Annotated in this window: 12 protein-coding genes and 1 pseudogene; 7 read left to right on the top strand and 6 right to left on the bottom strand. The window is 48.6% G+C overall.

Annotated features, from left to right (window positions below):
- Nucleotides 1–8 precede the first annotated feature (8 nt).
- From JK211_RS15890 to JK211_RS15875, 4 genes are all read left to right on the top strand, one after another.
- On the top strand, nt 9–2,423 hold the full coding sequence (locus JK211_RS15890) for a fimbria/pilus outer membrane usher protein (RefSeq protein ID WP_371734649.1): 2,415 nt from the start codon (nt 9–11) through the stop codon (nt 2,421–2,423).
- Nucleotides 2,423–3,775 carry a fimbrial protein gene (locus JK211_RS15885; protein ID WP_212709597.1) on the top strand — a complete coding sequence of 451 codons (1,353 nt, stop codon included), beginning with the start codon at nt 2,423–2,425 and terminating at the stop codon, nt 3,773–3,775. Before JK211_RS15890 ends, JK211_RS15885 begins: the two co-directional genes overlap by 1 nt.
- On the top strand, nt 3,775–4,500 hold the full coding sequence (locus tag JK211_RS15880) for a molecular chaperone (RefSeq protein ID WP_212709596.1): 726 nt from the start codon (nt 3,775–3,777) through the stop codon (nt 4,498–4,500). Before JK211_RS15885 ends, JK211_RS15880 begins: the two co-directional genes overlap by 1 nt.
- 510 nt (nt 4,501–5,010) lie before the next feature.
- Nucleotides 5,011–5,331, top strand: coding sequence for a hypothetical protein (locus JK211_RS15875; RefSeq protein ID WP_212709595.1), 321 nt, complete (start codon nt 5,011–5,013; stop codon nt 5,329–5,331).
- Between the two features lie 201 nt (nt 5,332–5,532).
- On the opposite strand, the gene JK211_RS15870 is transcribed toward JK211_RS15875, so the two are convergent.
- Nucleotides 5,533–6,105: an HdeD family acid-resistance protein gene (locus JK211_RS15870; RefSeq protein WP_212709594.1), complete on the bottom strand. Its 573-nt coding sequence runs from the start codon at nt 6,103–6,105 to the stop codon at nt 5,533–5,535.
- Nucleotides 6,106–6,407: 302 nt separating this feature from the next.
- On the opposite strand from JK211_RS15870, the gene JK211_RS15865 reads away from it, so the two are divergent.
- The 3 genes from JK211_RS15865 to JK211_RS15855 all read left to right on the top strand — a co-directional run bounded on the left by JK211_RS15865 (nt 6,408) and on the right by JK211_RS15855 (nt 9,218).
- On the top strand, nt 6,408–6,659 hold the full coding sequence (locus JK211_RS15865) for a DinI-like family protein (protein WP_212709593.1): 252 nt from the start codon (nt 6,408–6,410) through the stop codon (nt 6,657–6,659).
- A gap of 230 nt (nt 6,660–6,889) precedes the next feature.
- Nucleotides 6,890–8,518 (top strand): ABC transporter substrate-binding protein, encoded by a 1,629-nt coding sequence (locus JK211_RS15860; protein WP_212709592.1) that lies wholly within the window; start codon nt 6,890–6,892, stop codon nt 8,516–8,518.
- 121 nt (nt 8,519–8,639) lie between these two features.
- Nucleotides 8,640–9,218 (top strand): GNAT family N-acetyltransferase, encoded by a 579-nt coding sequence (locus JK211_RS15855; protein WP_212709591.1) that lies wholly within the window; start codon nt 8,640–8,642, stop codon nt 9,216–9,218.
- 66 nt (nt 9,219–9,284) lie between these two features.
- Here the strand turns inward: JK211_RS15855 and oppF are convergent, their stop codons facing one another.
- The 5 genes and pseudogenes from oppF to JK211_RS15830 form a co-directional block, all read right to left on the bottom strand.
- Nucleotides 9,285–10,292, bottom strand: coding sequence for a murein tripeptide/oligopeptide ABC transporter ATP binding protein OppF (oppF, locus tag JK211_RS15850; RefSeq protein ID WP_212709590.1), 1,008 nt, complete (start codon nt 10,290–10,292; stop codon nt 9,285–9,287).
- Complete coding sequence (oppD, locus tag JK211_RS15845) at nt 10,289–11,293, bottom strand: oligopeptide ABC transporter ATP-binding protein OppD (RefSeq protein WP_212709589.1); 1,005 nt, start codon at nt 11,291–11,293, stop codon at nt 10,289–10,291. The genes oppF and oppD overlap by 4 nt, the downstream gene beginning before the upstream one ends.
- An 11-nt stretch (nt 11,294–11,304) precedes the next feature.
- Nucleotides 11,305–12,213, bottom strand: a complete 909-nt coding sequence (gene oppC / locus JK211_RS15840) for an oligopeptide ABC transporter permease OppC (RefSeq protein ID WP_212709588.1) — start codon at nt 12,211–12,213, stop codon at nt 11,305–11,307.
- A 15-nt stretch (nt 12,214–12,228) separates the two neighbouring features.
- Complete coding sequence (gene oppB, locus JK211_RS15835; protein ID WP_212709587.1) at nt 12,229–13,149, bottom strand: oligopeptide ABC transporter permease OppB; 921 nt, start codon at nt 13,147–13,149, stop codon at nt 12,229–12,231.
- 74 nt (nt 13,150–13,223) lie between these two features.
- Nucleotides 13,224–14,264: pseudogene (locus tag JK211_RS15830) on the bottom strand (ABC transporter substrate-binding protein); the annotation flags it as partial.
- Nucleotides 14,265–14,335 lie beyond the last annotated feature (71 nt).

Genomic DNA, 14,335 nt, shown 5'->3' with positions numbered 1-14,335 from the left:
CTTCATAGATTTCTCCCCGATTCAGGTTAGTAGAAAATTCTACTTATGAACACAACGGTTTTTCGGGGGGATTACCGGGTTATTATCCGATGGATATTAACCTGAATGGTGTTTTTCTGTTCCACGGTGAAATTCAGTACAAAAATCATAACGGAGAATCTATACCCTGCTTTTCAGTATCTCAGATTAAGAACATTCCTTTTAATAAAGAGTATCCTTCGGGAGTAACATCATCATGTGTCTTCCTGACTGAAGCTTACCCTCGTGCTTTCGCCGATACAGATTTTGGTCAGATGACCGTGAATATTACGGTACCGGATACGGAGTTAGTTCAGCATCCGCGGGGGTATGTTTCACCCGACCGGTTAGATGCCGGTGAAACGATGTTACTGACGAACTATAGTATAAATCAGTATTACTCCAGATTTAAAAGGCCCTATTCAGCAGAATATAAATCAACCTGGTTAGGATTGAATAATGCCATGAATATCGGGGAATGGCAGTTCAGGTACCAGGGGTCATGGACAAGGAGTGACCCCGGTATCAGTCTCTGGTCGACTAACCGGGCGTATGTACAACGACCAGTTCTTGGGTTGCGCAGCAATGTCACTATAGGTGACAGTTATAGCTCCGGGAGCTTATTTTCGGGTATTGCATTTCGCGGGGTGGTCTTAAAATCTGACGACAGAATGCTTCCTCAGTCCCAGAGAGGCTACGCACCAGTGATTAATGGGGTAGCGAACAGCAATGCTAAAGTGACTGTCAGACAAGGAAATTCGTTAGTTTATGAGAAAACAGTCCCTCCGGGACCTTTTGTTATCAGGGATATCAATCCGCTCTCTTATTCTGGTGATTTAACTGTAACAGTAACTGAAGCTAATGGTTCTGTGAATACGTTTGTTGTCCCTTATTCTTCATTACCTGAATCAATTCGTCCCGGAGTTTTCAAATATTCGGCGACGCTTGGCCGGCCACGATATATTGGCGGGAATGATATTTTTAGTGAAGTAACAACCCAGTATGGACTGAGTAACAGTATTACTGCCAATGCAGGAAGCCGTCTGGCAAAGGGATATATCGCCGGTGTTGCCGGTCTGGTTTATGCCAGCCCGTATGGCGCTTTTGGGCTGGATTCTACTTTTTCCCGGGCAAATCTGCCAACGGGAAGCCAGTCAGGCTGGATGCTGCATGCTAATTACAGTAAACGGGTAAACACTACCGATACCACGCTGGCGATAGCCAGTTACCGCTATTCCACAACAAATTACCGGGATTTATCTGACTACTTTGGCCTGAAAAATGAATGGAATGATGGTGCCAGTAATTTTGTTTCTTCGACGCTGAACCAGGAATCCAGGTTCGAGGCTTCATTAACTCAGGATATCGGAGAAGCCGGTAATCTATGGCTCTCCGGGTCGATACAATCCTACCGTGATGGCCGAAGTAATGACCGGCAGTACCAGCTTGGTTATAATAAAGTTTTTTCAAACGGTGTCACTTTTAATGTTTCTGTTTCACGGACCCGGTATAGTGTGGTTTCCTGGGGAGATGCTAATAATAACTATAATGATATGTATAATGACAGTTATTATACGCATGATCAGCAGACATTAAGCTCATTTTCCTTATCAATTCCTTTTGGCACCGGAAGACAAAGTAATTTAAGTACCACTCTGACTCAGGATAAAAATGCAGGCTCCTCACTTCAGTCCACATTATCCGGTACACTCGATACCAGTCGTCCGGTAAGTTACGGGATCACATATTCACGTGATAACACCAGAACCAGTTCTGTCGGTATTACAGGGCAAACTGCCACTCCGATGGGGTCAGTCCAGGGTACCTTATCACACGGGAAAAGTTACGATCAGGGTTCTGCAAGTATGCAGGGGGCTGTTGTTATCCACCGGGACGGTATTACTGCCGGACCTTATCTTGGGGAAACTTTTGCATTAATTGAGGCCAAAGGTGCCAGAGGTGCGAAAGTACTGGGGGTTTCTGATGCAACAATAGACAGATTTGGTTTTGCACTTACTCCTTCTATTGCACCTTATCAGTATAATACTGTTTCTTTAGATTCATCTGAAATTAACAGTCATACGGAAATTGTTTCAGGGAGTCAGAGGATAGCTCCTTATGCTGGTGCAATGGTCCGGATTAAATTTGACGTTATTCATGGATATCCTATGTTGATGACTTTACAAACGAAGAAAAATATACCTATGGGGGCCAGTATTTATAATCACACCGGAGTTCCTATTGGTACCGTTGGTCAGGGGAATATGGCCTGGGTCAGGAATAATAAACTCTCTGATGTGTTATCTATACGCTGGGGGAAAGATGAGTCATGTAATCTGCATTACCATATTCCGGATGATGATAAGGATGATGTATTAATTAAAGTAATCGGAGAGTGCGACTGATGAATAAAAAAAATATTGGCATGTGTTTTTTTATTTTGTTAGTGACATCTTTTTATCTGGTTACAGCAAATGCAACCTGTACCCGAAAATCGACAATTGATGCCGGCTGTGATGCCTGTGGTGTTGGTATTGGTTTGGGGAATGTTAATATAACCAGCGCGTACTTACAACCGGTGGGAACTCCGCTGGGGAGTAATGTATTTAGTATTACTACGGCAGCCAGATACAGTTCCAGTGGTGCTGGTGATTTGATTCTCTATGAATGTGATGCTGCTGACGCCGGAAGTATCTATGAAGTTTTTGCAACGAATGGTGATGACCGCGTTGGAGGATATTATGATCTTGGGGAGGCTGATGGTAATCCGGGCTATTTTGCAACTTATTTTCCTTACGTCGGGATTAAACTTACCGATGTTAATTCTGGTTTAGTGTATTCCCGGTACTGGCAACAGACACCGATTACCAGTTATGAAACGGTTGGTAGTAAAATAGAAATCAGGGTAAAAGATTTTAGTCCGATTCGTGCTGATTTAATTCGTATCAGCACTACACCCGGAGCGGGGAACTCTCACTATTGCGGAGCCTATTCTTCGAGTAATATTTATAGTGGGATGGCTAGTAATACTGGTTCACCAAGTTATTCCTGTACTCAACCGAATGGTTATGTGACGTTTAAAGGGCCGGGGATTGCTACGGATGCGATAGGGTCTGATTCATCCCTGTCTCAGAACTACAGTACCTGGGGAACCGGCCGCTGGATAGCAATGGGAATGGGGACAGGGCCTATATCAACACTGACGCATACGGCAACCTGTGCGGTACGTAATGTTACACCGTTAGTTTTAATACCTACCATCAGCAGCCAGTCGCTGGAGAATGGCGGAACCTCACAGGCTGATTTTACTGTCTCTGTTGAATGTGATAACAGTGCCGTCTCCGGAATATCGTCAGGCAGCACCGCACTTGGTTTACAGGTTCCTTACGATAGTTTTGTTACAGCTCAAAATCTTGGTCTGGTAAATTCATCAGGCGGAGTGAGTTATCTGTTGTCTGATGGTTATGGCACAGACTCTTCTATCGCGACAGGAGTCGGTATTGCTTTAAGTAATACCACCAGTGGCACTGCAATGAATTTCCTTGGCTGGGGGGCTTGTACATCAACAGCCTGTCCGTCAGGTAATGCCGTCGGCTGGTATTCTGTTCTTGACGGAGCAACATCGTCAGGCAGCGCTGCCTCAGGATATACAAGCTATAATACGGTTCTCACTGCAACATTAGAAAAAATTCCCGGACAGACGGTAACCGCGGGAAAAGTCAGTGCTAAAGCCTATGTCTGGGTAAGGGTGCAGTAATGAAAAAAATACTTTTTCTGGGGATGTTTTTTGTATGCCTGCAGGCCCAGGCCGGACTGTTAATTAATAAAACCAGGCTGATATTTCCTGGCGGAGATACAACCCGGGAAATTACTGTAATGAATGTTAACCATTACCCGTCATTCCTGCAAATGTGGATTGATAATGGTGATGTAAATAATTTCAAACAGGACCCGGAAGCACCGTTCATTATTATTCCGCCAATATTCACCCTGCAACCCGGTGAAATAAAATCGCTCAGAGTCATTTATGATGGCAGGAAACTACCGACAGACCGTGAGAGCCTTTACTGGATTAATGCTTATGAAGTTCCTGCAATAAGAAAAAGCTATACACCAGAAGAGTCCCTGTTAATGTCAATGAAGATGCAGATTAAACTGATCTATCGGCCTGAGTCTTTGATGCAGGGGGCAGAGAAGGCGAGACAGTCGGTATCCTGTCACATAAATGCTGATAACCGGAGTTTACTGTCATGCAGCAATAATAGCGGATATTATATTTCTTACAGTAAAGTCAGTCTTTTAATTAATAATAAATGCTTTATTGCTAAATCAAAGCTGGATTTGATGCTGTCTCCCTTTTCCAGACAAACTTTTGATTTATACCCTGCTGCAGGTAGTTGCCCCCCGGGGAAAAATAATATTATATTGAAATCTATTGATGATGAGGGGCAGACAGACGTTATACAGCATGATATTTCTTAGGATGACAAGCGCTCCCCTGACCTGAACAGGGGAGCTTTATCTGTTCGTTGTCTGCTGTTTTTTGCTTTCAGGCGGACGGCCGAAGACTCCTGCTGGCTATGTCTGCTTTGTGATACACAATGTTAACATTCCGGTAGTCTTACCGGATGAAAGTCATCCATCAATGCTATTGATCTCTTGCCTGCTATATACAAAGTACAGTTCTGCTGCTATTGTTCGCGATGGAATCAATGGAACCGGTATCATTCACTTCCCTGACTTTAACGAGTCGTCAACTTTTCTTTCATGCGGTTTTTCTTTTCCGGAAATACAAAAAAAAGCAAAGTCTATGACCAGGAATAATAAAGTATAAAAAATATTCATTTTTTATATTTGAATTCCTGTACTATGCCCCCACTTAAAATTTCAGCCTCAGAGTATAGACCCGGCTTGTTATCGATTAAGTCAGATATATCCCTGTGAATCTATTTATTGCTATGAAATTGGCAGTTAGCCACTTGTTATTGATTAATGGAGTTTGTTATAAATATTTTAAAGTTATTCCTTATCATTCTTTCTTTTTTGTTTTGTTTAATTTCAAGAGTGACCATTGCAGGAAGCGGAGGCGTTGTTTATTTCTCCGGAATAGTTGCAGATGACGGTTGTAATGTCAGTGGTGAAGATAATTCTTTTAAATTAACATGTTATGATGGCTCGAACCCGAGGGTCAACAAAATAGCGCTTAATAATGACGTAAATATTATCGCTGATGATGAAATAATTTCAGATTCATCAGTGAAATATATAAATAAAAAAAGAAAATTCGCTATGTTAAAATTAAAGTATAATTAAAATAAGGATGGTGTTTTACCGATTGTTATCGGTATAGGCCCTGGCCTTATCTTAATTTTATTATCTGTGCGTTAACCTTACTGTCGAAAAATATTTCTCTGGCATTGTCACTGACAGCCAACTGTCAGGTACTGATATTGTATTTTTTCTATGATGAAATCAGGGGCAATCGCCCCTGATTTATTTCTGAGCGCTGGCGCGTTATTTTTCTGTGCGGAATAGTGCCGCAATCTGAAACAGGGCAAAAGAGCTGAACAGCATTTCCAGGCCGACAACGACGGTGACCAGCATAAAGGACATTTGCGGGCCGGCGGTCAGCAGGATCACGGCAATAATAATATCGAGAATACCGACAATAATTTGCAGCCAGCCAGCGTTATGACCCCGCAGACGGAACCCGGCAGACAGACGAATAATCCCGCCAACCGCGAACAGTACTGCCAGGATAACAGACATGGCCATAATGCCTGCCACCGGACTGCGGATAAAAACATATCCCATAATCAGATAGGCAACCCCCAGCAGGATCCCGCCGAGCATTGGCCCGAAATTATGGCTGCGGTTGGCGATCATCCCGATAATCAGGCCGACGCCACTGAGCAGAAACATCACGCCGGCAAGGGTGCTTAAGGCGACCCCGGAAGCAAAAGGATTGACCAGACAGAAAATCCCCCCGGCCAGTAACAGGCAGCCGGTGATCAGCAATAATACCCGCTGTTTTTTAACAACATCCTCATTCAGACTCAGCAACTGTTTACGGTCGATATTTAACATGCATCACTCCTTTCAGACATAATCAGACTTCTCCGGTTTACGCTTAACTATAGACTAATCAGCCAGAGACGATGGTCTGAGTGATTTTTTTACGCCCGCGGCGGGCTGCGTCATAATCAATAACATTATCTGTCGCCAGTCACCTTTCAAATCAGCCAGATATACACCTATACTCAGTAACGTCGGCCTGTCTGTATACAGGGTGCCGGGCCGTACTGACCAGTTTATGTCCTGGCCGTTATATTGTCTGAATAGCTGATAAGTGCCCTCAGGTTAACGGCCTCAGAGCGGAGGAAGTGTGTATGGAGATTAAAATCAGTATTGCCGGGACGGATATTGCAACGCTGTCCGGACAACAATATGAAGCCTTTACTTCAGAACTGCGTGTCCGGGTACATGAAGTTTATCCCCAGAGTCAGTTACTGATCCTCAGAGAGGGTGATGAAACCCGGTGTATCGCTGATGGTTTTCATCAAAATGAACATGTCAGTGTGGTGGTTAATGAGCTATTGCAGGATGTCCTGCTGCACGGTTACTGGCGTAAACTCGGCTAGTCTGTCTCTGGTCTGTCTGCCGGGTCACCGGCAGTCGGGTTAAGAACCGGGATCTGCCTGCGATACACCCGTCATTTCACCGCGACTGTGCTTCGCATGTCGCCGGTAAATCTGCAGTCAGAGGATTTTCCTCTGACGAATTATCTGTAAATACTCTTATATTTTAATAATCCGGGGCAGTGTGATATTCATAACCTCATAATTATTAATAAATAAGTAAGGGTATATTTATGCAAGGACAATATTCATATCTTAATAAAATCCGGCTGTCGATGGTACTTGCCGGACTCTGCGTTTCACCATTGGTGATGGCGGCGACTGTGCCCGCCGGGACATCGCTGGCGACCACCCAGAACCTGGTGCGCGGTAATGGTGCCGAGCCTGCAACCCTCGACCCGGACAAAGTGGAAGATAACAGTTCGATGGCTATCATCAATGACTTGTTTGAAGGGCTGGTCAGAGTGGATGATAAGGGGATCGTCACTCCGGCACTGGCCGACTCATGGCATACCAGTGATCATAAAACCTGGATTTTTCATATCCGGCCCGGGGCCCGCTGGTCTGATGGTTCGCCGATTAGTGCACAGGATTTTGTCTACAGCTGGCGCCGGTTGTCGGCACCTCAGACCGCATCTCCCTATGCCTCGTTCACTGCGAATGCCCATATCCTTAATGCGCAGGCCGTCATTGACGGAAAAATGCCGCCTGACCAACTGGGAGTGTCTGCCCCCGACAGTTCAACCCTTAAAGTGGTCCTCGATCAGCCGGTATCTTATTTCCTGCAATTTGTTGCTCATCCGTCACTCTTCCCTGTCAGTGAAAAAGACGTGGAAAAATACGGTGATACCTGGACGCAGCCCGGCCATATGGTCAGCAGCAGTGCCTATCAGCTCACGGACTGGGTGGTTAATGAAAAGGTGACCCTGAAGCGTAACCCGCGTTACTGGGATAATGCACATACTGTCATTAATCAGGTGACGTTTTTGCCGGTCAGTGACAGCAGCGCAGAACTGAACCGTTATCTGGCCGGTGAGATCAATATTACCTCGACAATCCCGGCGATTGATTTCAGCCGGATGAAAAAAGAAAAACCGCAAGAGGTGTTTGCTGCACCGGAACTGAGCGTGTTCTATTTTGATATTAACAGTGGCCGGGCACCGTTTAATGATGCCAGGGTCAGACAGGCCCTTAACCTGGCCCTGAATAAAGATATTATCAGTGAAAAAGTGCTGGGAATGGGGCAGAAAGCGGCCTGGACGGTGGCACCGTTGTCTATGGGCGGGGTCAGTATCACCCCCCCGGCATGGGCAGGCTGGACCCCGGGCCAGAGAATTGCCAAAGCCCGTGAGTTACTGAAAGAAGCCGGATATAGTGCCTCCCGTCCGCTCCGTTTCTCTGTGCTGTATAATAACAATGCAGATAATCAGCGTATTGCCATTGCCGCTGCCTCTATGTGGAAAAGCGCCCTCGGGGTCAGTGTGACGCTACAAAACCAGGAATGGAAATCGATGCTGGATACCATGCATCAGGGACAGTTCCAGCTGGTACGCTATACCTGGGGGGCGGATTACAATGAGTACTCCACGTTTCTGAATACCTTCCGTAGCGGTGACAGCAATAACACCGGTAATTACAGTAACAAAGCTTTTGATCATGAAATTGCTGCCGCACAGCTGGCGCAAACCCCGGCAGAGACCGCTACCGATTACCAGAAAGCGATGGAGATTGCCGCCAATGACGCGCCGGCGATCCCCGTTTTTTATGGTGCTCAGGATTATATGGTTAACCGCCGGGTCGGGGGATTTGCGCCTTCATTACTCGGTTTTTATTACACCAAAGATTTATATCTTAAGCAGTAAGTGTGCTGACCGGTGCCGGTCCTTGCGCTCAGAGGGCAGACCTGGTGCCGGTTATACGGAGACGCGGATGTTTCAGTATATCCGCATGTTGTGACATGATTTTTTCTCAGAAGGACTTCGAATGACAACGCCGGCGTTAGAAACATCGCGTCTGTATCTGCGTCCGCTGCAGGCCGCTGATGCCGTACAGATCCAGTCGGTTTTCCCCCAATGGGAGATTGTCCGCTATCTGGCGGCACGGTTTCCCTGGCCATACCCGCAGAACGGGGCGGCAGATTTTGTGAATACTGTCGCGTTGCCTGAAATGGCACGTGGCCATGGCTGGTTCTGGTCGATCCGGCGCAAAGAGGATCCGCAGGTGCTGATTGGGGTGATCAGCCTTTCGCTGACCCCGGATAATAACCGTGGCTTCTGGCTGGATCCCGGCTGGCAACGGCAGGGATATATGACAGAGGCTTGTCAGGCAGTGACGGATTTCTGGTTCTTTACCCTTGGACAGGAGGTGCTCAGGGCCCCGAAAGCCAGTCTGAACAGGGCATCAAGGCAGCTCTCCCTGAACAGCGGTATGCGGCTGATCGCTACCGGCACGGAACATTATCTGGCCGGAGAACTGGCGTCTGAACTGTGGGAAATTACCCGTGAAGAATGGATTGCCTTCACGGCACAGTCGTCGCCGGAACAGGGCGGGCCGGCCGGATAACCGTTTGCTGAGGGTGGAGGGATGGTAAGCAAACGCCGGGGAACCCGGCGTTTGGCTGGCCTGATATCAGAGAATTTCGGCCTTCAGGCAGGCTACCGTATGTGTTTCTGGTCCGCGGATATCCGGACGGTTTGCCCGGCAATGATCATCAGCCAGCGGGCAGCGGGTCGAGAAGACACAGCCGGCGGGCGGATGAATCGGTGAGGGCAGTTCACCCTCCAGTAACTGAATGGTTTTATTACGCTCCAGTGCCGGGTCCGGCAACGGGACTGCGGTCATCAGTGCGCGGGTATAAGGGTGCGCCGGGACGCGGTACAGCTGCTGATATTCGCCGGTTTCTACCGCATGGCCCAGATACATTACCATCACCTTATCGGAAATATGTTTTACCACCGCCAGGTCATGGGCAATAAAGATCAGAGCCAGACCCATTTCACGCTGTAACTTACGTAACAGGTTCACCACCTGCGCCTGGACAGAAACATCCAGCGCCGACACTGGTTCATCACAAATCACCAGTTTCGGTTCCAGGATCAGTGCCCTGGCGATGCCGATCCTCTGGCACTGTCCGCCGGAAAATTCGTGGGGATAACGGTTGATCATATTCGGCAGCAGACCGACTTTTTCCATCATGGCCTGAACACGCTGTCTGATTTCGGCACGGGAGGGACGCGGTCGCTGACTACGCAGGGGCTCAGCAATAATATCGCCAACGGTCATCCGCGGATCAAGGGAGGCGAGGGGATCCTGAAAGATCATCTGAATATCATTACGGGCAGCCTGCCAGTCAGCAGCCCCTTTTCCGGCAAGCTCTTTACCCATCCAGCAGATACTGCCTTCGGTGGCTTTAACCAGCCCGATAATAGCCCGCGCCAGGGTAGACTTACCGCAACCGGACTCTCCGACGACTCCGAGGGTTTCCCCCTGATGCAGACGGAAACTGACCCCGTCGACGGCTTTCAGGTGCTGAGGTGGCTGCCAGAACCACTGTTTTTGCTGTTTAATATCAAACCAGACTTTCAGATGGTTAACTTCAAGCAACACCGGTCTCTGTGGCTGATGTTCTGTGATCATTGTAATTCCTCCGGCGTTCTGTGGCAGGCGCGGATCCTTCCCCCGGCACCGGACAGGGGCTGCGGTGAGGTGTCACACTGAGCAATCGCATACTGGCAGCGTGGCCGGAAGGGGCATCCGCCAGGTAAATTAAGCAGATTCGGCGGGTTACCGGGAATGGTACGCAGCTCTCCGTCATCCCGGTCAAGACGCGGAACGGCCTGTAACAGACCGCGGGTATAAGGGTGTTGTGGTTCGGCAAACAGGGCATCGGTGCTGGCATATTCCATCGTCCGCCCGCCGTACATAACCAGTACTTTATCGCAGCCGCCGGCCACGACTCCGAGGTCGTGGGTAATCAGGATAATAGAGGCAGAAAATTCGCGTTTCAGCTCGTTGAGCAGAGTCATGATCTGTGCCTGAACCGTAACATCAAGCGCGGTGGTCGGCTCATCAGCAATCAGTAAACGTGGCTGACATAACAGTGCCATCGCAATCATCACCCGCTGACGCATGCCCCCGGAAAATTCGTGAGGGTACATTTTCATCCGCTGACGGGCCGCCGGAATTTTTACGGCATCCAGCATTCTGACACAGGCCTCAAAGGCATCATGACGGCTCATACCTTTATGCAGCCGCAGCACCTCAGTCAGCTGGTCACCGGCTTTCATATAAGGGTTCAGTGAGGTCATCGGGTCCTGGAATATCATCCCAATCTGTCCGGCTCGCAGTTTATTCAGCTGTTTTTCCGGCATATTCACTAACTGCTGACCGTTAAATAAGGCGGATCCGCTGACTTTACCATTACGTGCCAGCAATCCCATTAAAGCGAATGCGGTCTGGGATTTTCCTGAACCAGACTCTCCGACAATGCCTAAGGTTTCGCCCTCATTCAGCGCAAAGTTAAGGTTGTTCACTGCCGTCACCTCACCGTCATGGGTGGTAAAAGTGACCCGCAGATCATTAACGGTCAGCAAGGCGGGGATGGCATTACCGGCAGTGCTTAGGTGTTCAATTGTCATTCCCTGGCTCCTTAGCGATCTTTCGGGTCGAGGGCATCCCGTAAGCCATCGCCGATAAAGTTAAAACAAAACAGTGTGATAACCAGAAAACTGGCAGGAAACATCAGTAACCACGGAGAGACTTCCATCGAGTTTGCACCGTCACTTAACAGCGCTCCCCAGCTGCTTAACGGCTCCTGGGTACCCAGCCCGAGGAAGCTGAGAAACGATTCAAACAGGATCATCCCCGGGACCAGCAGTGAGGCATAGACCACCACCACACCCAGCACATTGGGGATGATATGGCGGGTGACTATACCGCCGGTGGATACCCCTGCGACCCGCGCGGCTTCGATAAACTCTTTGCCTTTCAGGGCCAGGGTCTGACCACGAACAATACGCGCCATATCCAGCCAGGACACCATGCCGATAGCGACGAAGATCAGCAAAATATTGCGGCCGAAGAAAGTGACCAGCAGGATCACGAAGAACATAAACGGAAAAGAGTTCAGGATTTCCAGCAGACGCATCATAAAAGTATCGGTTTTACCGCCGACATACCCGGCAACTGAACCGTAGAGGGTACCGACGACGACGGCAATCGCTGCTGATGCTATCCCGACCATCAGAGAGATACGTCCGCCGATGGCGACACGTACCAGCAGGTCACGTCCTGAGGAGTCGGTGCCGAACCAGTGGCCCGATGCCAGATCCGGTGCCGCAGACATCATATTCCAGTCCGTATCATCATAGGCAAACGGAGACAGCATCGGGGCGAAGATCACAAACAGAATGATCACTGATAACAGTAACAGACTGATTAATGCTGCACGGTTATGGAGAAAGCGTCGCCCCGCATCCTGCCACAGGCTGCGGCCGGCAATCACGTTATCGCCGGTAATGTTTTCACTGAATTGCTTATTCTTTTTAAATAAAATCATTATAGAGTCCCGCCATCAGTAACGAATTTTCGGGTCGATGACTGCATATAAAATATCGACGATAGCGTTAAATACGATGGTTAATACTCCCACCAGAATTGTCAGGCTCAGCACCAGTGAGTAATCCCGGTTCAGTGCACCATTGACGAACAACTGACCGATGCCCGGTAAACCAAAGATGGATTCGATAACCATGGAGCCGGTGATAATGCCGACAAAGGCAGGCCCCATATAGGAGACAACCGGTAACATTGCCGGGCGCAGGGCATGGCGAAAAACGATCCGGCTAAGGGGCATCCCTTTAGCCCGCGCAGTGCGGATGTAATCTGAATGCATAACTTCAATCATGGAACTGCGCATAATACGGGCAATACTCGAGATATATGCCAGTGCCAGGGCAATCATCGGCAGTAACACATACTGCCACTGACCCCCGTTCCAGCCACCGCCCGGTAACCACTTCAGGGAAATCGCAAAAATCAGTACCAGTAAAGGAGCGACCACAAAGGACGGGATAACCACCCCGGTCATGGCCAGCCCCATCACTGCGTAGTCAATGAAACTGTTCTGCCGCAGTGCGGCAATAATTCCGGTCGCGATACCGAAGATCAGTGCGAAGCAGAACGCGGCCAGCCCCAGTGAGGCAGAAACAGGGAAAGCCTGGCCGATCAGATAATTGACGCTGAAATCCTGGTATTTAAAGGAAGGGCCGAAGTTACCGTGGGCCAGTTGGATCAGATAATCGAGATACTGTTTACCGATAGGGTCATTCAGATGATAACGGGCCTCGATATTCGCCATCACTTGCGGGGGCAGGTTCCGTTCACCGGTAAACGGACTGCCGGGCGCCAGTCGCATCATAAAAAAGGAGATGGTAATCAGTATTAACAGGGTCGGGATAGCCTCAGCTATACGCCGTAAAATGAATTTCAACATTGCGTTACCTTAATTGCTCACCGCTGTTGTCGGGAAAACCGGCCAGTGCACAGGCACAGGCCGGGGCCGATAAATTAATGTTTGATGATATACAGGTTTTTATCGTAGATATGATCGAGAGGATCTTTACCGGTGTAGCCGCCAATGTAAGGTTTCACCAGCCGGGTGTTGGCGTAATAAAAGACCGGTACAATCCCCGAATCTTTGTCCAGAATCTGCTCTGCCTGCTGGTAATCTCCGGCACGCTGATGACTGTCTGTTGCATTGGCGGCATTTTTCAGTGCCTGATCAAAAGCAGCATCAGAGTAGAACGCGGTGTTGTTGCTGTCGCCGGTTTGCATCGTGTTCAGGAAAGCACTGGGTTCGTTATAGTCGCCGCACCAGCCGGCACGGGCCATCTGGTAGGTCCCCTGATGACGGGAGTCGAGATAGGTTTTCCATTCCTGGTTTTCCAGTACCACGTTCACACCCAGATTTTTTTTCCAAAGGGAGGCGGCGGCAATCGCCAGTTTTTTATGCAGATCCGAGGTGTTATACAGCAGGGTAAAGGTCAGGGGATGCCCCGGGCCATAACCGGCTTCCTGCAGCAGTTTTTTTGCGGCGTCGTTGCGCTGCGCCTGCGTTTCTTTATACCAGGCTGGCTGGATGACATCGATACCCTGAGTCGCCGGGTCGGTCAGGCTGTAAGCCGGGGTCTGCCCCTGGGCCAGTACTTTATTCACGATAATGTCACGATCCAGCCCCAGTTTTATGGCGGTACGGACACGGGCATCATTAAACGGCGCTTTTTTATTATTCAGCTCGTAGAAATAGGTGCAGAGATAGGGATCAACATGCAGATCCTGCGGGTTATCTTTTTTTAGCTTGCGGAACAGTTCGATAGGCAGGTTGTTAAACGTCATATCACTGCCATCGGCAGAGTAAAAACGGTTAACGTCATTGACCTCTGAATCGATCGGCAGGAACGTCACTTTATTAATTACCGTTGCTGCGTTATCCCAGTATTCCGGGTTCCGCACAACCACAATACGTTCGTTAACAATATGGTCCTGAAGGGTATAAGCGCCGTTACCCACCCAGTGTTGTGGCTGGGTCCATTGATCCCCATATTTTTGGTTCATCGCACCTTAGCGTGAATTAATAGAAAACGGCGGTAAAAGTGGTTAGTTTTGTATTCGCCAAAACA

Origin of the sequence: Tatumella sp. JGM130, assembly GCF_018257525.1 — a bacterium.
GTDB classification, from domain to species: Bacteria; Pseudomonadota; Gammaproteobacteria; order Enterobacterales; family Enterobacteriaceae; genus Tatumella; species Tatumella punctata.
Note: the sequence above shows the minus strand (reverse complement) of the source record. Positions and strands in the feature narration are given on the sequence as shown.

Bases quoted from the DNA above. Each gene is read 5' to 3' on its own strand.
- oppC (WP_212709588.1), bottom strand. From the start codon at position 12,213: ATGATTTTATTTAAAAAGAATAAGCAATTCAGTGAAAACATTACCGGC.
- oppF (WP_212709590.1), bottom strand. From the start codon at position 10,292: ATGATCACAGAACATCAGCCACAGAGACCGGTGTTGCTTGAAGTTAAC.
- JK211_RS15865 (WP_212709593.1), top strand. From the start codon at position 6,408: ATGGAGATTAAAATCAGTATTGCCGGGACGGATATTGCAACGCTGTCC.
- JK211_RS15870 (WP_212709594.1), bottom strand. From the start codon at position 6,105: ATGTTAAATATCGACCGTAAACAGTTGCTGAGTCTGAATGAGGATGTT.
- oppD (WP_212709589.1), bottom strand. From the start codon at position 11,293: ATGACAATTGAACACCTAAGCACTGCCGGTAATGCCATCCCCGCCTTG.
- JK211_RS15860 (WP_212709592.1), top strand. From the start codon at position 6,890: ATGCAAGGACAATATTCATATCTTAATAAAATCCGGCTGTCGATGGTA.
- JK211_RS15855 (WP_212709591.1), top strand. From the start codon at position 8,640: ATGACAACGCCGGCGTTAGAAACATCGCGTCTGTATCTGCGTCCGCTG.
- oppB (WP_212709587.1), bottom strand. From the start codon at position 13,149: ATGTTGAAATTCATTTTACGGCGTATAGCTGAGGCTATCCCGACCCTG.
- JK211_RS15880 (WP_212709596.1), top strand. From the start codon at position 3,775: ATGAAAAAAATACTTTTTCTGGGGATGTTTTTTGTATGCCTGCAGGCC.
- JK211_RS15885 (WP_212709597.1), top strand. From the start codon at position 2,423: ATGAATAAAAAAAATATTGGCATGTGTTTTTTTATTTTGTTAGTGACA.
- JK211_RS15875 (WP_212709595.1), top strand. From the start codon at position 5,011: ATGGAGTTTGTTATAAATATTTTAAAGTTATTCCTTATCATTCTTTCT.